At 34.9% G+C, this 20,627-nt stretch carries 18 protein-coding genes; 9 read left to right on the forward strand and 9 right to left on the reverse strand.

All coding sequences use genetic code 11. The features are described 5' to 3' along the window. The first annotated feature begins 290 nt into the window (after positions 1-290). The 3 genes from AC6CHH_RS13610 (at position 291) to AC6CHH_RS13620 (ending at position 4,099) form a co-directional block, all read left to right on the forward strand. Positions 291-1,268 (forward strand): fumarylacetoacetate hydrolase family protein, encoded by a 978-nt coding sequence (locus AC6CHH_RS13610; protein ID WP_498283775.1) that lies wholly within the window; start codon positions 291-293, stop codon positions 1,266-1,268. Between the two features lie 11 nt (positions 1,269-1,279). Then, positions 1,280-2,176 carry a flavin reductase family protein gene (locus tag AC6CHH_RS13615; protein ID WP_498283777.1) on the forward strand — a complete coding sequence of 299 codons (897 nt, stop codon included), beginning with the start codon at positions 1,280-1,282 and terminating at the stop codon, positions 2,174-2,176. A 150-nt stretch (positions 2,177-2,326) separates the two neighbouring features. After that, on the forward strand, positions 2,327-4,099 hold the full coding sequence (locus AC6CHH_RS13620; RefSeq protein ID WP_498283779.1) for an AMP-dependent synthetase/ligase: 1,773 nt from the start codon (positions 2,327-2,329) through the stop codon (positions 4,097-4,099). A 437-nt stretch (positions 4,100-4,536) separates the two neighbouring features. Here the strand turns inward: AC6CHH_RS13620 and AC6CHH_RS13625 are convergent, their stop codons facing one another. From AC6CHH_RS13625 to pdxH, 7 genes are all read right to left on the reverse strand, one after another. After that, positions 4,537-4,986 (reverse strand): hypothetical protein, encoded by a 450-nt coding sequence (locus AC6CHH_RS13625; RefSeq protein ID WP_498283781.1) that lies wholly within the window; start codon positions 4,984-4,986, stop codon positions 4,537-4,539. A 6-nt stretch (positions 4,987-4,992) separates the two neighbouring features. Then, the gene (locus AC6CHH_RS13630) at positions 4,993-5,421 is read right to left on the reverse strand and encodes a hypothetical protein (RefSeq protein ID WP_498283783.1); all 429 of its coding nucleotides are present in this window, start codon (positions 5,419-5,421) and stop codon (positions 4,993-4,995) included. 32 nt (positions 5,422-5,453) lie between these two features. Further along, complete coding sequence (locus AC6CHH_RS13635) at positions 5,454-6,089, reverse strand: S24 family peptidase (protein WP_498283785.1); 636 nt, start codon at positions 6,087-6,089, stop codon at positions 5,454-5,456. Positions 6,090-6,458: 369 nt separating this feature from the next. Then, the gene (locus AC6CHH_RS13640) at positions 6,459-7,730 is read right to left on the reverse strand and encodes a phage integrase SAM-like domain-containing protein (protein WP_498283787.1); all 1,272 of its coding nucleotides are present in this window, start codon (positions 7,728-7,730) and stop codon (positions 6,459-6,461) included. Between the two features lie 241 nt (positions 7,731-7,971). Further along, on the reverse strand, positions 7,972-9,165 hold the full coding sequence (locus AC6CHH_RS13645) for an NADH-quinone oxidoreductase subunit D (RefSeq protein WP_498283789.1): 1,194 nt from the start codon (positions 9,163-9,165) through the stop codon (positions 7,972-7,974). A gap of 4 nt (positions 9,166-9,169) precedes the next feature. Then, on the reverse strand, positions 9,170-9,661 hold the full coding sequence (locus tag AC6CHH_RS13650) for an NADH-quinone oxidoreductase subunit C (RefSeq protein WP_498283791.1): 492 nt from the start codon (positions 9,659-9,661) through the stop codon (positions 9,170-9,172). Between the two features lie 3 nt (positions 9,662-9,664). Continuing rightward, the gene (gene pdxH / locus AC6CHH_RS13655) at positions 9,665-10,318 is read right to left on the reverse strand and encodes a pyridoxamine 5'-phosphate oxidase (protein ID WP_498283793.1); all 654 of its coding nucleotides are present in this window, start codon (positions 10,316-10,318) and stop codon (positions 9,665-9,667) included. Between the two features lie 134 nt (positions 10,319-10,452). Between pdxH and AC6CHH_RS13660 the strand changes: the two genes are divergently transcribed. The 5 genes from AC6CHH_RS13660 to AC6CHH_RS13680 all read left to right on the forward strand — a co-directional run bounded on the left by AC6CHH_RS13660 (position 10,453) and on the right by AC6CHH_RS13680 (position 15,600). Next, positions 10,453-11,019: a YqgE/AlgH family protein gene (locus AC6CHH_RS13660; RefSeq protein WP_498283795.1), complete on the forward strand. Its 567-nt coding sequence runs from the start codon at positions 10,453-10,455 to the stop codon at positions 11,017-11,019. A 49-nt stretch (positions 11,020-11,068) separates the two neighbouring features. Beyond that, positions 11,069-12,331 carry a PQQ-dependent sugar dehydrogenase gene (locus AC6CHH_RS13665; RefSeq protein WP_498283797.1) on the forward strand — a complete coding sequence of 421 codons (1,263 nt, stop codon included), beginning with the start codon at positions 11,069-11,071 and terminating at the stop codon, positions 12,329-12,331. Between the two features lie 413 nt (positions 12,332-12,744). Further along, positions 12,745-13,401: a 5'-nucleotidase C-terminal domain-containing protein gene (locus AC6CHH_RS13670; protein WP_498283799.1), complete on the forward strand. Its 657-nt coding sequence runs from the start codon at positions 12,745-12,747 to the stop codon at positions 13,399-13,401. Beyond that, positions 13,376-14,332 carry a metallophosphoesterase gene (locus tag AC6CHH_RS13675; RefSeq protein ID WP_498283801.1) on the forward strand — a complete coding sequence of 319 codons (957 nt, stop codon included), beginning with the start codon at positions 13,376-13,378 and terminating at the stop codon, positions 14,330-14,332. The genes AC6CHH_RS13670 and AC6CHH_RS13675 overlap by 26 nt, the downstream gene beginning before the upstream one ends. 50 nt (positions 14,333-14,382) lie before the next feature. After that, positions 14,383-15,600 carry an MFS transporter gene (locus AC6CHH_RS13680; RefSeq protein ID WP_498283803.1) on the forward strand — a complete coding sequence of 406 codons (1,218 nt, stop codon included), beginning with the start codon at positions 14,383-14,385 and terminating at the stop codon, positions 15,598-15,600. On the opposite strand, the gene recR is transcribed toward AC6CHH_RS13680, so the two are convergent. Continuing rightward, a complete protein-coding gene (gene recR, locus AC6CHH_RS13685; RefSeq protein WP_498283805.1) occupies positions 15,597-16,211 on the reverse strand; it encodes a recombination mediator RecR in 615 nt (204 codons plus the stop codon). The genes AC6CHH_RS13680 and recR overlap by 4 nt on opposite strands. Before the next feature lie 385 nt (positions 16,212-16,596). On the opposite strand from recR, the gene AC6CHH_RS13690 reads away from it, so the two are divergent. Beyond that, the gene (locus AC6CHH_RS13690; RefSeq protein WP_498283807.1) at positions 16,597-17,301 is read left to right on the forward strand and encodes an LOG family protein; all 705 of its coding nucleotides are present in this window, start codon (positions 16,597-16,599) and stop codon (positions 17,299-17,301) included. 85 nt (positions 17,302-17,386) lie between these two features. On the opposite strand, the gene AC6CHH_RS13695 is transcribed toward AC6CHH_RS13690, so the two are convergent. Further along, on the reverse strand, positions 17,387-20,515 hold the full coding sequence (locus tag AC6CHH_RS13695; RefSeq protein ID WP_498283809.1) for a TonB-dependent receptor: 3,129 nt from the start codon (positions 20,513-20,515) through the stop codon (positions 17,387-17,389). Between the last annotated feature and the right edge of the window lie 112 nt (positions 20,516-20,627).

Genomic DNA, 20,627 nt, shown 5'->3' on the forward strand with positions numbered 1-20,627 from the left:
TCATAATTGGTGTTTGTTAATAATTCAAACATAAAATTTATAAATCATATATTTACTCAAATGTTAGAAAATAAATCTGATTTAATGATCTTTAATTCCAGAACAACAGCTTATCAAATACGCAAAATGAACTAGTTTGTTTAATGTGGACAACATGCACAAAAAATCATTCATACGACCATTGAGCTTGATTTTTTCTTAAAAAAGTAAATGACTTATAAATCATTTACTTCATTACTATTTGTTCCCTTTCAACGAAATTTAAGGGAATCTAATTTTGAATCTAGTATATGAAGATTGTAACATACTTACATCGTAACAAAGAACAGCTTGGATTCTTTGTTAACGATAAAGTCTACTCAAGTAGCTTTATTTCCAACGAATTTCCCGATACCTTACAGGAAATACTGGAATTAGATAAAGCGAAAAAAAAACAATTGCAAAATATTTTAAGAGAATTCGAAATAAAAGCAATTCATTTAAATAGTGGTTTGGATATAAATAATCTAGATTTATGTTCACCGTTACCTCATCCGAATTCTTTTCGAGATGCATATGCTTTCCGTAAACATGTAGAAACTTCAAGAATGAACCGCGGCTTACAAATGATTCCTGAATTTGATGAATTTCCCGTATTTTATTTCTCCAATCATCGTTCGATTGTTGGACCAGGCCCCGTTTTGTGCATGAAAAGTCATTTCAATAAACTTGATTTTGAATTAGAAGTAGCTGTCATCATCGATAAAAAAGGTAAAAATATAAAGGCTGATCAAGCTGACGAATATATCGGAGGGTTTGCAATTCTAAATGATTTTAGTACCAGGGAAGAACAAATGAAAGAAATGAAACTCAACCTAGGTCCTGCAAAAGGGAAAGACTTTGCAAGTGCAATAGGTCCTTATTACGTGAGCAAGGATGAATTGTTACCCTATTTAATCAAAACTTCAGATGGTCATATTGGAAATGCTTATAATTTAGAAATGAAATGTTCGGTGAATGGAAGTCTCGTTTCGGTAGGCAATTTATCCGATATGCATTGGACCTTTGCTGAAATCATTGAAAGAGCCTCCTATGGCGTCAACTTATATCCTGGAGATATTATTGGATCTGGGACTGTTGGAACCGGATGCTTTTTAGAATTAAACGGAACTGCAAAGCGGAAAAACCCGAAATCTAAGGAACAATGGTTAGAACCTGGTGATATAATTGAAATGGAAGTTACTGGATTAGGAACTCTAACCAACCAAGTTTTATTGGAAAACAATTAATAAAAAAAACAATGCAGTTTAACCAAACAAAGACTTTTGATCAACTAAATCATGGAAATATTTTTGACACATTGATCAAGTATGCAATAGCTCCTCGTCCTATTTGTTTTGCAAGTACAATTAATAAAAATGGAGTTGTAAACCTAAGTCCATTTAGTTATTTTAATTTTGTCTCTCATACACCTGCTATTTGTGTATTCTCCCCTTTAACTAGGGTAAGAGATGGAAGTAAGAAACATACCTTGGAAAATATTAGAGAGGTACCTGAGGTAGTCATCAATATTGTTAATTATAATATTGTCCAACAACAATCTTTAGCAAGCACTGAGTTTCCCAAAGGAGTAAATGAATTTGAGAAAACAGGCTTGACACCTATTCCTTCTGAAAAGATCAAACCCCCTCGCGTTAAAGAATCGCCAATTCAATTGGAATGTAAAGTGATTGACATTATTGAATTTGGAAAATCAGGAGGAGCTGGAAATCTGGTTATATCGGAGATACTATGTATGCATGTTCAAAGTCATTTATTAGATAATAATAATCAGATCAATCAAGCCGAACTAGACTTGGTTGCGCGGTTGGGGGATGATTGGTATTGCAGGGTCACTGAAGACAATCTATTTCAAGTACCTAAACCAATACGAAAAATTGGTATTGGCGTTGATCAGCTTCCAGCTGCTATCCGTACTTCAAGCATTTTGAGTGGAAACCATTTAGGTATGTTAGCCAATATTGAATTAATACCTAAAAAATCGGATTATATTTTGCAAGACAGTCACGTGTCAAATACATTAGCAATGTGGAAAAATGAAAAAACACAACTCAAAAATGAATTGCACCGGTATGCTGGAAAATTGTTGGATGAGGGTGATTTAGATCGAGCTTGGCAAGTTTTGCTTCAAGACTAAAAATAAAATCTTAAAATATATGAGAAAAGCAACAACTAATTTTAAGTTGACTGCAAGTTTATTATTTTCGTGATGTTATAAACTTCTTAATGTTCATTTTGTTAGACTTAAAGAATCCTGTGTATAGGAATCAAGAATTAGTAATAAATTATGGAGCAGAACCTAAGAATCTTCGATCTAGCCTTTAGGCAAATAGATCTTTATCCAGAACTCGCTATATTCTGTGAAAAAATTGATGAACATTGGACGCCAATTTTAACCAAAACTTTTTTAGAACAAGTAAACACTGTTTCAAAAGGATTAATAGAACTTGGCGTTAAACCAAATGAAAAAGTTGGACTTATAGCAGAAAGCAGTGTTGAATGGCATATTATCGATTTTGCTATTCAACAAATTGGAGCAGTCGTTGTAGCCATATACCCCAACATTACTGATACTGATTATCAATTCATTTTTAATGATTCTGAGATAAAATTATGTATTGTTCATAATAAAAATTTATATAATCGGCTAGTTAATCTAAAAGATTATATTTATACTTTGCAATTCATTTTCTGCATAGCAAATGCAGAAGGGGTTCGAAATTGGGATGAAATTAAGGCCATTGGTACCCACATCTCTCAGGATAAGGTTGATCAACGAAGAGATCAAATTCGACCAAACGACCTTGCAACTTTAATCTATACTTCAGGTACCACAGGTAAACCCAAAGGAGTAATGCTTACGCATCATAATATCATATCGAATGTTGAGGCCGCAAGGGAAATTACTCCCTGTAAAGCGTATGACCGCGGACTTACTTTTTTACCCCCTTGTCATGCATATGAAAGAATGGTTATCTATACATATATATCATTGGGAATAACAACTTATATTGCAGAATCATTAGAAAAAATTGGTCAAAACATAGTAGAAGTGAAGCCACATATCATGACGGCAGTACCTCGAATCCTTGAAAAGGTTTATGAAAAAATCATGAAAAAAGGGCTGGAACTCTCTGGGCTTAAACGTAAAATATTTGAATGGTCCGTGAAAATTGCTGAAAATTATGACCCAAATGACAATCGAAGGTCACTTACCTATAATTTAAAACTTGCCTTAGCAAAAAAATTGGTTCTCGATAAATGGTACGAAGCCTTAGGTGGTCATCTTCAAACTGTAGCTTCGGGTAGTGCATCGTTGCACAGTAAGCTAACACGCGTTTTCTTAGCTGCTGGTATTCCGTTATACGAAGGCTATGGCATGACAGAAGCGTCTCCTTTGATCAGTGTAAATCATTACCAAAAAGGAATACAGATTGGAACTGTTGGTCTTGCTGTCAAGAACATGGAAATAAAGCTAGCAGAAGACGGAGAAATTTTGGTCAGGGGTCCTAATGTAATGGTAGGGTATTATAAAAACAAGGAGGAAACCGATAGAACAATCATCGATGGCTGGTTACATACAGGAGATATTGGAGAATGGGTCGATAATCATTTTTTAAAAATAATAGATCGTAAGAAGGAAATGTTTAAGATTTCTGGAGGAAAATATGTCACACCGCAACCTATCGAGAAGAAATTACTAGAATCTAATTTTATTGAACAAGCCATGGTCATTGGTGATGGACAAAAGTTTCCATCTGCTTATATTGTTCCCAATTTCGCGCAAATACAGAATTGGATCAATTTTGAGGCCCCGGAACTTAAAAACCTAAAAAAAGAAGATTTAATTAAAAATAGTAAGGTAATTCAAAAGATTACGAAAGAGGTTCAATTGGCCAATCAGCATTTTGGCAATTGGGAACAAATAAAAAAACCTATTATTTTAAGCGCTGAATTTACGATTGAGGGGGGTGAACTAACGCCTACACTTAAAATGAAAAGAAAGGTTATTTTAGAGAAATATAAAAATGAATTTCAGGACCTCTATAACAATGATTAGTTTTAGTAAAAAAGGGGAACAAGGATCAACATCAACCCGTTTCAATTATAATACAGATATAGATGAATACATATTTTTTATTCTTAAAATGTAAACATTGAGGCAGATAATTTGAATGAGAATGAAAATTCAAGTCAAAATATTTCTTTTCGTGAAGCATTCGTGTTTTCACTGATGCCTTTGTACATTATTCAGATTTAGCGCCTAACCAATAGTGGGTGTTTGCCACGATAATTTCCTTAGAACTCTACCGTTAAAAATAAGGCATAAAAAAGGGAACAATCTGGCAATTGTCCCCTTAATATTAACCAATTATAACTTAAATTGTTTGTAATCTATTTATAATCAACATTTTGTAAGGGCTGTTTTTAACTTCCCTAAAGTATTCATAAATACACTACCAATAATCCTTTGAGTATTCAATTATAATTATTGGATTATCTCTTGTTCAATCTAAAGACAAATCCTAAATTAAAACCACTAAAATTATTAAATGATGCTTGGGCTTTTACACCTTTAGTAATATTCAAAGCAATCCACCCCCCTAGTAATGCTTTATTTTCAAATTCTCCAGGTTGATATTCATATTCCCTTTTTATTCCAACATTAGCACCTACTGAAAAATTAGAGAATCTATATCCTGGTTTTAAATAAGCACCATAGGTTTCACCGCTTTTTTCAAAAGAGAAAGTACCCCCTGCTCCTAATATTATACCTTGTGTATAGTTATTGTTATACTTTAAAATACTTAATTCATATTCTGCTGAAACTGGTGTTCCTTCTGAAATACCAATATGTAATCCTATACCATGATCATAGTAGGTTTGACCTATTGAAGGTATCGCTAAACCTACGAAAAGAATTATTGATAATATTAATTTTTTCATATAATTTTATTTAACTATTGCCATTCCTGTTGCTTCATAACCATCGTTTAAAAACGTAATAGGATCAACAATTTTTCTAATCTTTAAATTTATTATTGCATTTCCTCCTAATTTCTTAGCTTCATCATAAAGCTTTTTCACAGCATCCCTTGGATCCATTAATACCTGATTATCTCTAAGGTTTTTAGCCGATGCGTATACATAGGTTCCATCCTTTCCACCGGATTGGACATAGGAACTTACAGAGCCAACAGGAGTATAGTCAAAACTAACCGAGTTAGCTTCTGTTATAAAGAACCCAGCTCTTATAAATTCTGTAAAATCTACTCCAACAGAAATAACCTTTGCCTCTCTAACTGTAATAGGAATTTGAGTCACACATGATGTTATTAAAATCCCACCGAATAACATCATTATAAAATTTAGTTTGTTCATAACAATAATTGGAATTGGTTTGCTTGAGTATATTAATTTTTTATTACCATCTCACGCTGATAAACGCGCTTGATTTCTTTTAGATAAATTGGTTTGACAGGATTGAAATCCTCATTCTGTGATCTAAGGTAAATAAAATCTCCTTCGATCTTTTCAAATTCTTTTAATATGATTCCTTCTACAGTTTGAAACACATATACCCTACCCTTTACTAAGTGAGATAACTTTTCAATAGTTGTACCTACAAAGTATTCCCCAGGAACATATTCTGATAGCATGCTTATCCCTTCAATCTCAAAAGCAAAACATTCTTGGCCAATAAAAGGAAAGTATACCTTCTCAATATGTTGTTCTAATAATACGCTATCGCCATATCCTTCTAGAAATCCACCTTGAGCTTTAATTGGAACTATCCACATGTTAGGAGTACCATCACCTAAAAACCTTGCTGGCTTAACATTTGACTTACTTAGGTCATCACCCCAAATTTCCTCTTCACTTACTCCAAAAGCATTTACAATTCTATTTACACTTTCCCTAGTTAAGTTCTTACTATTAAAAAGGCTATAGTAGGCAGTTGTACTAATCCCTAGCATTTCCTTTGCTTTTCCAACTGTTAAGCGTTCATCTTTTGGTTTTTTCTTATCTGCACTAATCTTTTCTTCCAACCACTTTTGAAATTTTTCTCCTTGATAATCAGATGATTGGATATACCATTTAAATATAGTATATTTTCTTAATTAACAAAAAAGCCCTACACCGGGAGATGCAGGACTTCTAACTAACCAATTATAAACCTAAATTATGAAAAGACATTTTATACATACGTCTATTTCCGTATTTGTCACCTGCCGTTGGGATTCTAATATTCCGAGCTGTCAACTGAGTTAACCCAATAGTATGCGGTTGTCTTTCCAACTGTCTTTTAAATTAAGGAGCAGTAGCGACACCACTCCTTATGGTTGTAAATTTAGCTTAACACAAAAATGAACACAAATTTGTAATCTTAATTCAACAAGACGAATATACTAAATTTTTTATATATTCAATGGAAATAATTTAATTTTACTAAAAATATTATCTCTTTTTAAAGGTTTAACTTTATCCTGATACAGGTGGTTTATTACCTTCCTTTGGACCTTATCAATGAATATCCAACTTGGCTTAATATATGGCCGTGTAGAGCTTAATACTCCATCTATATGGTTCAATGACAGCGACACATGATTAGGATCCACCAATAGATCATTTATAGCAATGTTTGAAAAGCGATGCCTTGCATGGTATGTTCCGAGCGATTCAATTCCCAATTGATCACCGATTACTACAAGCTTTGTTTTTACAGCATGGTAAAAGTTTTCGTAACTGGTGTAATTCTTTCTTCTTAAAAAGTGTTGGATCCTCTCGATGTACTCTCTCGCTTCATCAGGTATATATACACTTATAAATGCTTCATCTACCCTCCTGTCCTGAGTTTTGGAGCGATTGTATTCCATTCTCTCTGATTCTGGTGTTATGGAAAGTATATTATCCCAGATATCCTTTAGGTTTATTCCAAGCATCATAAATATTAACATGAAACAATCCTGACCTATATGTTTGTTTGTTTTATTAATCTTTGGATCAATATCTCTTATTTTCCGGATCATTTCAATACTTAAGCTTTTATCCTTAGGCTTGCTTCTCTTTAATCGAATGCGTCCAGCGAATGGATCGTGTGGTATTTTTATGTCTCCAATAGCATCGTTGTTATATTTTCGCTTCATTTCCTTGAACATCTTCTTAAATAATTGCATATAGATGTTTACCGTTGATTTTAACAGCTCCTTATCCTTGGAATGGAGAAGATACATTTCAAACCTGGTTACAAAGTAATCTGTAATATCTAATGGGGTTAATACATTCTGATTATGGAATTTCCTTATCGATGAAACTATGGCTTTGTAGGTAACTACTGAACTTCGGCTCTTTAATCTTACTACTTCTTCAATATAAGAATCAACGAAGGAAAAAAAATCATACACTTCATTTCTCTTCATCAGGTAATCTCTAAGGTTTTCGCATGTCATCAACTGAAGACGTACTCCTAGCTCACTGATTATCTTGCGATATCCTCTAAGCTCCTCCGATAAGTAGTGGGTGATGTAATGTTCCTTTAATTCTTTGGTATCTTTCTCGATGCTTTCCGGACCTACATAGTTCGATGTAGAAATGAATAAAACCTTATCATGATATAACCGATAAGCTACCCTCCAAGTACCATCTGATCGTTTGCTATCAAAAGCAATGATCGGTTTAATTGTTGCCATAATTATTTCCCTAAAATATCCCTAAAGTTTTGCGCTTTTATGCACCTATCAAATCGAGTGCATTTGTTGAAAAAAGATTACAAAATTTGGTTTATTCAGGAAAAAATGCGTTTTACTTCTGTCTGGCAACATTTTCAAACGCATTTTCATTAACCAATTATAAACTTAAATTATGAGATGACAAAGATAAAAATATAAAGTGTTAATACCAATAATTTTTGCGTTTTTTTGCATGATTTATTTATCTGTCGACTTCACCAAGCACAATATCAATTGAACCTAAAATGGCTATTAGGTCTGCAATTAACACTCCTTTACCTAATTCAGGTAATACTGAGAGATTATTAAAGCTTGGTCCTCTTGCTTTAACCCTTCTTGGAATATCCGTTTTTTCTTCCGTTACAAAATAAAACCCTAATTCGCCTTTTGGATTTTCAGCACGTACATAATAATCTTGCGCTTTTAGATTTACTTTTTTTGGTACTAACGCACGCGGATCAAAATCTGGAGTCCTTTTAAAGTCCAACATCAATCTTTCCAGACATTGTTCGATTATTTTAATAGACTCTTTTACCTCGTCAACCCTAACCTTGTAACGATCCCAACAATCACCAATTGACCCCATCTCTCCTTTACCTATTGGAATTTCGAAATCAAGTTCAGGATATACGGAATAACCATCAACTCTTCTCAAATCCCATTTAATACCCGAGGCGCGCAACATGGGGCCACTACAACCAAAATTGATCGCCACATCTGCAGGCAACGTTCCTATATTTGCTGTACGTTGTATGAAAATTTGGTTGTTAGACAACAGGTCATCCAATTCTACTAGTTTAGGCTTGAAGTAATGTACAAATTCCAAACACCGCTCTTCAAAATTGACTGGAATATCATAAAATAATCCCCCAATCCAAATATAATTATATAGCATCCTAGAACCAGAGACCCATTCCAACATGTTCATAATGTGCTCTCTATCCCTGAAGCACCACATAAATGGAGTAAAAGCACCTATATCAATCCCATAGGTTCCAATAGCAATCAAATGTGAGGCAATCCTATTTAATTCACAAACCAATACGCGGATGTATTCGACTCTTTTGGGAATCTTATCCTCCAAGCCTAACATTCTCTCAACACCCATTACAAAAGCATGGCTATTATTCATTGATGCCAAGTAATCCAAACGATCAGTAAAAGGGATCGTTTTAGTATAATTCATGGACTCGGCATGTTTATCAAAACACCTATGCAGGTAACCTAGATGCGGAATTATATCTTTCACAATCTCTCCATCTGTAATCAATTCCAACCTAAGAACTCCATGGGTCGATGGGTGTTGAGGTCCCATATTGATCACCATTTCTTGAGAAGATACTGCACTAATTCGGTCTTGGTAATTTAGTAAACCTTGATTATATCGTTGATTCATGGGTTTATTTTATAGGAATATTATGATACGTTTCAGGATCTTGATAATCTTTTCTTAATGGGTAACCCTGCCAATCATCAGGCATTAGAATTCTTCGTAAATCTGGATGATTAACAAAGAATATTCCCATTAAATCAAAAATTTCCCGTTCATGCCAGTCTGCTGTTCTCCAAATATCAGCCAACGAAGGTATTTCCGGCAGGGTCTGCAAATCCCTACCAGCAAGGAGTTTTACCTTAAGGGTCAATTGCTTCTGATATGGAATAGAACTTAAATGGTAAACAACCTCAAAATAATCTGCTGGAAAATAATCAACGGCTGTAATATTGGATAAAAAATCATAATATAGCCCGTCCGTATCACGCAAATATTTACAAACCCGAACCAGATACTCTGGATTGATATAGATTGCACTTTGAAGTCCAATCTCTTGTAATTCAACAATTGCTTGTTGATCTATATTTTCTTCTATTTGTTCTTTTATTTTTGCAATCATAAGTTAAGGGGCAATTCTTTTAATTAACCAATCTTCTTTTTCAAATTCATACACAATCCTATCGTGTAACCTACTGCTTCTACCTTGCCAAAATTCGAACCGGTAAGGTTTTAATAAAAAACCACCCCAAAAATCCGGTCTTGGAATTTGAGGTTGATTCTGATATTTTGCTTCAACTGCTAACACTTTTTTTTCAAGTGCAGTTCTATTTTCTATGTCTTGACTTTGGGGCGATGCAATCGCTCCAATTTGACTATTTCTAGGTCTTGAAGCGAAATATTCATCGGAATCCTCACTCGAGAGTTGCTCCACAGAAGCCTCAATCCTGACTTGTCTTTGAAGTTCTGGCCAAAAGAAAAGTACACTTACAAACGGATTGGATAAAATTTCCTGTCCTTTCTTACTTTGATAATTCGTAAAAAAACTTAAACCGTCTGTTTTAATATCCTTAAGCAGAACAACACGTGAAGATGGATGCCCCTGGTTAGAAACAGAGGATAAAATCATAGCTGTAGGCTCAAGAACCTCACTCGTTAGTGCCTCTTGAAACCATTTAGAAAATTGATCAATAGGATTCTCCAAAACCTCTGATTTGCTCAACTTGCTTCTTTGGTAATCTTCCCGGATGGCTGCAATTTCTTTTCGTTCAATAGACATGCTTGAGAGTTATTTCCTACAAACTTAACCAAATATCCATTTTATATAGAAAAGGTTTTTAAAATTATTACTATTTTACAGTGTAATTAATAACATAAATACATATTTTTGGTTTACTTCAGCTCTTAGTTAATATGTTTAATGAATTTAAACCTCATCGTGGAAGCTTATTATTGTCCGAACCTTTTATTTTGGATCAAAACTTTTCACGCTCTGTAATCTTGCTTTGTGAGCATGATGAAAATGAAGGCACGATTGGTTTAATTCTGAACCACCGCTCCTTGTTAATGTTATCAGACATCGTTTCTGATGTGACCAATACTGGGATTCCTGTATATTTTGGCGGTCCTGTGGAAGGCGATGCATTATTTTTTGTTCACAAAGCTTTTGATAAATTACAGAGTGGAACACACTTGGTTGATGATTTATATTGGGGAGGAGATTTTATTCGACTTAAACAGCTGTTAAATGACAAATCAATTTCTAACGAAGATGTTAAGATTTTCTTAGGTTATTCGGGGTGGAGCCAGAGTCAACTTAATTCAGAAATAACACAAAACACTTGGGCTGTACATAACTCTTTCAACATTGATCTAGCTTTTATCAACGATGGTGAAGACTTATGGAAGGAAGCTTTAATTAGCATGGGACCAAAATATGCGCATGTTGCAAACTTCCCTAAACGACCAGAATTTAATTAAGGTATAATTAAAATTAAATATTTAAATCTAACTCTAAACATATATTTTCATGAAAAAAAGATTTTCAAATGTTTTTTGTTTTGCGGCTGTTACTGCGTTTATTTCATGTACTGGAGTAAATTCTAATGGTCAAAACACAAAAGATTCAACTACAAACGCACAGGACACCACTAAGTATCCAGCTGTGGAAACGAACAAGGCAAACGCTGAATACAGCCCTGCATTTGAGGGACAAACCCGAATCGCCGGAGTAAAAACAAGCACTCCATTTGAAGGAAAAGTAATCCTAGAGGGGTTGAAGTCACCATGGGGTATTGCTTGTTTACCTGATGGTCGTCTCTTAGTCACAGAAAGAGAAGGCACTCTACGGATCGTAGATCCTGTCAAAGCAAGTATTAGCGACGCCGTAACAGGAATTCCTAAGGTAGATTCGGAAGGTCAAGGTGGGCTTTTGGGAATTACACTTGATCCGGATTTTCAAAACAATAGAATGATTTATTGGGTATTCTCAGAACCTGTTTCCGGTGGTAACCATACTGCGGTCGCCAAAGGTAAATTATCGCAGGATGAGAAATCTATTGAAAATGCACAAGTGATTTATCAAGCATTACCTACTTATGATGGAAAATTACATTATGGAGGGCGTATCATTTTTGATAAGCAAGGAAATTTATTTGTATCCACTGGTGAACGTTCTGATTTAGAAACTCGCCCACAAGCTCAGGATTTAAAATCTGCTCTTGGAAAAATCCTACACATTACCAAAGAAGGTAAAGCAGTTGCTGGAAATCCATTCGAAAATCAATCAGATGCTCGTGCCGAAATTTACAGCTATGGGCATAGAAACGTACAAGGTCTCGCAATTAATCCCGTAACTGGTGACCTTTGGAACACAGAATTTGGCCCTAGAGGGGGAGATGAACTTAATTTAGTTAAACCCGGGAATAATTATGGTTGGCCTATTATAACCTACGGAATAGAATATAAGGGTGACCCTGTAGGCAATCCTCCAATCCAACAAAAAGAAGGTTTAGAGCAACCGGTATATTATTGGGATCCTGTTTTATCTCCTAGTGGCATGACTTTTTACACTGGTTCAAATATTCCTGAATGGGAGAATAATTTGTTCATTGCAGGCTTAAGTAGTACCCACATTGCTAGAATTGTCATAAAAGACAACAAAGTTGTTGGTGAGGAAAGATTGCTTGTAAAAGAAGGTCAACGATTTAGAGATGTTGTACAAGGAAAAGATGGAGCCCTTTATACTGTAACTGACGCAGGTAAACTCTATAAGATCGACAAAACTCAATAAACTTTTCGCATTAAAAATGCGAATATTAAGGTATAATGATTAGTACAAATCTAATTATTATACCTTTTTTATTAAAGGTAGATTATCAGAAGGTGATAGGTTTATGTTTTAGAAGTGCTTCCTAAATGCACAAGTTGTATGTAATAATAATTCCATTAAATTGAATTTGATCAAGGTCTTGCGAAATATTCTGGATGTCTAGAGCAGGATTGACTTTTTTACCCATCTTGTTATGAAAAAATAATATCATCCGTTCATTATAATGTTATTCTATCTTGATACCTTTGTGAATAATTCATTTCAAAATGAGAACATTGTTTTCGAGGTTTTCGATTCCCCTCTTTTTAATCTTACCTCTATTAATTAGCTCGTGTAACACAACCTTTCTGCATGTTCAGAAAAGTGAAAACCAGATGCTTTTGATTGATTCCAATCTAGTTGAAGATCCTGAAATCGCCAGTTACATTCTTCCTTTTAAAGAACAGCTAAATGCATCAATGAATGAGGTAATTGGATACGCTCCAAAAACAATGTTGCATAATCGCAATTTACCAGAAACCGTACTTAGCAATTTTTTTGCAGATGCCTTATTAGCTGTCGGTCGTAAAATTGATGCACAAGTTTCCTTTTCAATGGCCACAAAAGATGGTATTCGTTCGAGTATTAACAAAGGCGAAATCACTGTCGGCTCTATCTTTGCCTTAATGCCCTTCGATAATTTAATTACCATTTTGGAACTTAAAGGATCAGATGTGATGAAATTGGCCCATTTTATTGCCCAAAGCGACGGACAACCCGTAGGAAATATTCAGATGCTAATTGACGACAAAAAATTGGTTGAGTTTAAAATTAACAATCAAACAATAAATCCAGAAAAAACATACAAAATGGTTACTTATGATTTTATTGCAAATGGCGGTGATCATGTAAAGGGATTAGAAAAACCAATCAATACAACTACTTCTAATGAAAAAGTACGAGAAGCATTGATTGATTATATCCAAAGTTTAACAAAAGCAGGCAAAAAAATAGAATCAAAACTAGATGGACGAATTAAAATCATTCAATAGGAGAAATTTCTTGAAAGGTCTGATGGTTATGGGCGCTACTAGCACATTGTCTGGTACGCCATTGATAGGCATTAGCAAAGCTAGAGAAATAAAAATTACAATTTTACACACCAATGATGTTCATAGTCAAATTGATCCATTTCCAATGGATGGTGGTGCGTTTCAAGGTCTGGGGGGTGTTGCAAGGAGAAGTACTCTTTTGACAAAAATTAGAGAGACTGAGAAAAATGTTTTATTGTTTGATGCCGGCGATATTTTCCAAGGAACTCCATATTTCAACGTTTTTGATGGAGAAATAGAACTGGAATTGATGTCAAAATTAGGTTACGATGCAGGAACTTTTGGAAATCATGAATTTGATAATGGATTAAACGGTCTGCTAAAACATTTCGATAAGGCTAATTTTCCTTTTGTTTCTTCTAATTATGACTTTTCAGACACCATCATGGCGGGTAAAACAAAAGAATATCTCCTATTCAATCGTGATCATATCAAAATTGGCGTCTTTGGTCTTGGTCTTAATTTATCTGGTATGGTAGATCCTAAAAATTACAAAGATGTAAAAATTTCAGATCCGATCGAAACGGCAAATAGAATGACAAATAAGCTCAAAAAAGAACTCAAATGTGACTTGATTATTTGTCTTTCTCATCTTGGTTATCGCTATGAAAATGAGCAAGTTTCTGATTTAATATTGGCAAAAAAATCCAAGGATATTGATTTGATTATAGGAGGACACACTCATACTTTTTTAAAAGAAGCCACTCGGGTTACAAATTTAGATGGTAAAACAACCCTCGTGAACCAGACCGGAAAGTCTGGGATTAATTTAGGCCGAATTGACTTTTATTTAGACAAAAGCAACGGGCACACAAGGACAATTAGTCATACTTATTTGATAGATAAATTTATAGATAATATGAACGTATAAATCAAATTATATATTTAGATTAACCTCCAATTTGGATCAAATAAGAAACATTGAGATCATTATTTAAATTTTATATTAATTCCTACCGAGGGTTATCTCCGGCGGCATGGTTACTTGCTTTAGTCATGCTAATCAATCGAACTGGTGCAATGGTTATCCCATTTTTGGGAATGTACATGGCCTCTGAGCTCGAATTCAGTAAAACACAGATAGGCTTAGTATTAGGATGTTACGGCTTAGGTTCGGTATGCGGATCTTGGTTTGGCGGTTGGTTAACTGATAAATTTGGCAATTTCAAAGTTCAAGCCTGGAGCTTAATATCAGTTATTCCATTATTCATCATTTTGCCTGAATTCAAAAGCTTTGAAGGATTAGGCATTATGATTTTCGTTCTAACCTTAGTTTCGGATACTTTTAGACCAGCAAACTCAGTTTCAGTGGCTCGATATGCAAAACCTGAGAATATAACCAAGGCCTATTCTTTAAACAGAATGGCCATTAATCTTGGTTTTTCTATTGGCCCAGCCATGGGGGGATTCCTCGCTCAATTTTCTTACGACTGGATTTTCTATGGTAATGCAATTGCGGCAGCATCTGCATCAATGGTGTTCATCTACTTCTTCAAAAACAGAAAACCCAGGACTGATAACATACAAATAAATTCTAAACCGCAAGAATTAAGTCAAATTCCCAGAAGGAATGCATACAAGGATGGATTGTTTATTATTTTCAACATATTATGCTGTTTATTCTCTATGGCTTTTTTTCAAATAATGGTAACATTGCCATTGTTTTACAAGGATGTCCATGGGCTTCAATCAGACCAAATTGGATTAATTCTAGGGTTCAGTGGGTTTGTCATCGTTCTATTCGAAATGGTATTGGTCCATTCGGTGGAACATAAATTATCAGTTAGGCAGATTTTATTTGGGGGAACCCTCCTTGTTGGCCTCTCCTACTGGATCTTAAACATTGATCTTGGGATTGCCTGGCTTTATCTTGCGATGTTTATCCTTTCAACAGGTGAAATGCTAACCTTGCCGTTTACGGCGACCGTGGCCATCAATAGATCAAGCAAAAGTACGCAGGGAGCTTATATGGGGTTCAATTCTTTAGCCTTTGCTGCAGCCAATATTTTCTCCCCATTTTTAGGGACCTACGCTGCAGAAAATTATGGATATAACGTATTATGGACGATTAATGGGATTGTGTTAATATTTACAAGTATTGGATTTTATTGGATCATTGGTAAAATGAAAAAAAACTAACCCACATTTCTTTCGTAGGGTACTCGGGTAACAATGGACCTACCTAAAGTAATTTCATCTACGTATTCCAGTTCTCCACCAAAAGAAATCCCTCTTGCAATGGTGCTTATCTGTATGTTAAATTCTTTAAGCTTACGGTAAAGGTAGAAAATTGTTGTATCCCCTTCCATGGTTGCACTTAGTGCTAAAATTATTTCAGTCACATGAGCATTCCTAACCCGATCTATTAATCCTTCAATTTTTAAATCAGATGGTCCAACCCCTTCCATCGGTGAAATCAAACCACCCAATACATGATAGAGACCATTAAATTGATCTGTATTTTCAATCGCCATGACATCTCTGGTATCCTCTACCACACAAACTACTCCTTTATCTCTTTTAACTGAGTTACAAATTTCACAAAGTTCATGATCTGAGATGTTAAAACAAGTACGGCAATACTTAATATCGCTTTTTAGTTTATCAAGTGCTTGGGTAAAACGATTCACATCAGCATCTGATTGTTTCAAAAGATGCAAAACTAAACGCAAAGCAGTCTTCTTCCCTACACCTGGTAGTTGACCAAATTCCTCTACGGCTTGCTCTAATAATTTTGATGAAAAATTCATTTTTCAAAAATACAAAAATAATAAACTAAAATTAATGACTAAATCTAAGAAATACCGATATATTTAGGACGTAATGGTTATCTATTCGCATTAAAAAGATTTCAAAATTCAGATAATCCTAGTTCCCTTTTGTCTTGTAAGACCTATAATGCAATATGTGCAGCTCGCAAAAGAATGACTCAATCTCGTTTATTTCTAATGTTTCAAATCCGTTCATATTAAAACAAAACACTTGTGGTAGCTTAAAGTGCATGACCATATCCTTGATGACTAAATCATCAGTACAAAAAACATCGGCAATTGGCCTTAAGTTTTAAGATAAAATCTTATATTACATTATTGAAACGCAGTAAAAATACACTGTAATGAGATTAAATTGAATCAAATGGTAAAAGAGGATCAAATCAGAAATTCATTTGCTAATAAAAATTGGCAAGAAATAAAAGTAAAAGATTCATGGCAAATCTTTAAAATCATGGCCGAATTTGTGGATGGTTTTGAAAAATTAGCCAAAATTGGACCTTGTGTTTCCATATTTGGATCAGCAAGAACTCCTGATGAACATAAATACTATCAAATGACGGTGGAAATTGCTCGACTTCTGGCGGATCGTGGGTATGGAGTTATTTCAGGCGGAGGCCCAGGTATAATGGAAGCAGCAAACAAGGGAGCGTATAATGCAGGAGGTAAATCGGTTGGACTTAATATCGAACTTCCTCATGAACAGTTCCACAATAAATACATTGATCGAGATAAACTTCTTGAATTCAATTATTTTTTTGTTCGTAAGGTCATGTTTATGAAATACTCACAAGGTTATATTGTAATGCCTGGTGGTTTTGGCACTATGGATGAGCTCTTTGAGGCGATCACCCTTATCCAGACAGGAAAAATTGCTCGATTCCCTATAGTATTAGTCGGGACGGCATATTGGTCTGGGTTAATTGACTGGATTAAATCCACGATGCTAGAAAACCATTACATCAGTTCAGAGGATCTAAACCTTTATCGATTAGTAGATACTGCTGAAGAAGCTGCAGAGCACATATTCCGCTTCTACGATAAATATTTATTGAAACCAAATTTCTAAAAATTAAATTGGATAAAATCTTAACATAGAAAAAGCCGGTAAATTTACCGGCTTTTTCTATGTATTAAATTCCTATAATAAGAGCTTAGTTAAATATATAACGAATTCCTATTTGCCCTTGCCATCTTGAAGCAAGGTCTGAAGTTGAATACGGTTTATTATCTGTTGGAGCTTTAAAGGTATAACCATCACTATTAAAACTTATAAGCGATAAAGCTTGATTACTCACATAATAATTTCTTCCCCAATCTTTATTCAAAAGATTTCCAACATTAAAAATATCAAATGTTAATTGAAGCCGATTTTTAGTTCCTTCAATCATCGTTCCAAGATCTTGAGTGATTCGAAGATCAAATTGATGTTGCCAAGGCATGAATGAACCATTTCTTTCAACATATTGACCTTTTCTTGACCTTAAATATTCGTCTGAATCAATGTACGCATTAAGTGCTTCCCATTGTTGAGCAGCGGTCGAGGTAACATCGCCAGCACCATTTTTAATATCTACTAACTTAATGTCACCGGCAGAACTTGGTACAAATAACAGATCATTTCCAAAAGCACCGTCTTTATTTAAATCGCCGTTATATAAATATGTAAAAGGTTGTCCTGAGTTACCTGCATAGAACAAATTGATTCCCGTCGAAAAAAGTGCATCTTCACCATAAGAAACAGTATACCCTACATTTCCAATAATACGGTGTTTAATATTAAAAATAGAGTTCGATAACCCTGGGTTATTAGGATTATTAACAATTTGAACATATTCCCAGTTGGAAAGTGCAGTACTACTTGCTCCATCATTCACAGATTTAGCTCCACCATTAGTGTAGGCAACCATAGCATTAAAACCATTCGTGAAAGATTTCTGTAATTGCGCTGTTAAGCTATAAGTATATCCTTCATTTGAATTGTCCATTAAAATTACGTTTGTGAAATCTCCAGAATTCACACGATCCCCGGCATAACTTGGTCGAGTATCTGCCCCGCCAGTTAATGCTGAGGGTATAGATGAGGTAGATTCTTTAATGTTAAGATCAGAATAAACGATGTTGTTTAATGTTTTTGAATAGATCCCTTCTAAAGTTCCTATAATTCCATAAGGTAATTTAAAGTCACCAGCCAAATTAAAGCGAGCAACCTGTGGAATTTTGAAATCTTCATTCACTAGGTTAACCTCTGCTCGTTTTGACCCTGTAGCCATATTCTTTTGGTTTTCAACATTTGGATCAAAACCATTTCCGTTATTGATTGCATCTTTTTTTGCATCCACTGTTCCAAATAACATACCGCTATTTGAAAACTGATTAGACAACCAAACAAATGGAACACGACCAGTGAAGATACCAGCCCCCCCACGGAGTATGATAGAACGATCTCCCATTACATCATAATTAAATCCTAAACGTGGAGCCCACAATAATTTACCACTTGGCGTACGGTCTGTTCTATAGCCAGGGAATGATGCTTCAACTTTTTCATTTCTCAATGGCTTATCACTAATAACAGGAACGTCAACACGGATTCCATAGGTTAGTTTTAAATTATCAACAACCTCAGATTCGCCTTGTGCATAAAAACCCAATTGAGCTGCACTAAACTCTGCAGATGGACGATCGTTTCCTTCAATCAATGAATAAGTCGCACGTACACGATCTGGTTTATTTGCCAAGTAATCTTCAACACTTCTAAAGTCCCAACGACCATTTAAATTATTGATAAACAAATTTCTAAAACTAAAAAACTCGTTGTGTGTACCAAAAGTGAAAGTATGTTTTCCCACATACCATTTAAAGTTATTGGTGAATTCGAAAATATTTTGATCTAATTCATTTGCAACTGAACTCCTTTGAGAACCAAATTCTGTCGAGTTTGATGATTTGCCATCAATATTTGTAATGTTGATTTGAGGGAATAAAGAACCCGCAATATCCCGACTATCTCTTATGGCTGAATACCCTACAATTAAATTATTTGAAAAACGGTTGTTGAAGTTGCTTCTTAATTCAGCAACTGTGACATGCTGTTTGTTCGAAAATTGATACGCATTATTACCAAATCTAAAGAAGGATGAGCTTCTGCTAATATTATCATCAAATGCATCAATGTAGTTGTATCTAACGGATAATGAATGCTTCTCATTGATATTCCAATCTAACTTCGTGAAGATTTTGTTGTTTTGAGTTTCTACATCAGTTGGACCATACGATCCAACATCGTAACCATATTCACTTAAGGTATGATCAGCAATAAGCTGTGCGGTCTCTAGACTTATGGCTGAGCCTGGTTCACCGGCATTATTAGCTAGTGGAGCAGATCTTCTTCCCATTTCACCATTGATAAAGAAAAATAATTTATCCTTAACAATAGGTCCTCCTACTCTAAAACCAAATTGATTATCTGAAAACTGACTTGATTTTTCACGGTTGAAAATGCTTTTGCCTATTGTATTTTCATTTCTAAAGAATGTATAAATAGATCCTTCGACTGTGTTTGTTCCTGAACGTGTTACCGCATTAACCCCACCACCTGTAAAGTTACCTTGGGTTACATCATAAGGTGCTAATACGACTTGGATTTGTTGAATTGCGTCAAGTGAAATTGGTTGAGTGCTTGCCTGCCCCCCTGGGGTACCAGAACCCGCTAAACCAAAAACATCGTTGTTTACAGCACCGTCAATAGTGATGTTGTTGTAGCGATTATTTGCCCCACCAAATGAGTTACTTCCGGTTGCCTGTGGGGTTAAACGAGTGAAATCCTGTAAACTTCGGCTTAAGGTTGGCATAGATTCCAATTGCTGTTTACCAATAATCGTTGATGCTCCAGTTTTGTCTTCTCCAGATCTTCTTCCAATTACTGTAATCTCATCAATTGAAGTCCCCTCTGACTCTCCAAAAATGGGATTTAAAACAAATGCTTGTCCTAGCTGTATATATACATCCTGATACACAATTGGATCTTGACCTACGTATGTTACTTCAATTCGATAAGGTCCTCCAACACGCATGTTAGCAAGGTTAAAGCGACCCGCATCATTTGCTGAACCCGAATAAACAGTTCCCGATGGTGTGTGGGTAGCTTTAATAGTAGCGCCTGAAGTTGCAGCTCCTGAGGATTGCGTTACAACTCCTGTCATACTACTAGTGGTTACTTGCGCTTGAATGGTTCCATAACTCGCAAGTACTAAAGCAAAGAAAAGTAGAGATTTCTTCATATAGTTTGTTATTATTTTCACGCAAAAGTATAAAGTCTAAATGACTTTAGACACTGTTAACATAAACTTAATATACTCACAACCACTAATTTGCATTATTCCATATTTTTTA

The sequence above is a fragment of the Sphingobacterium sp. GQ94 genome, from assembly GCF_059758715.1.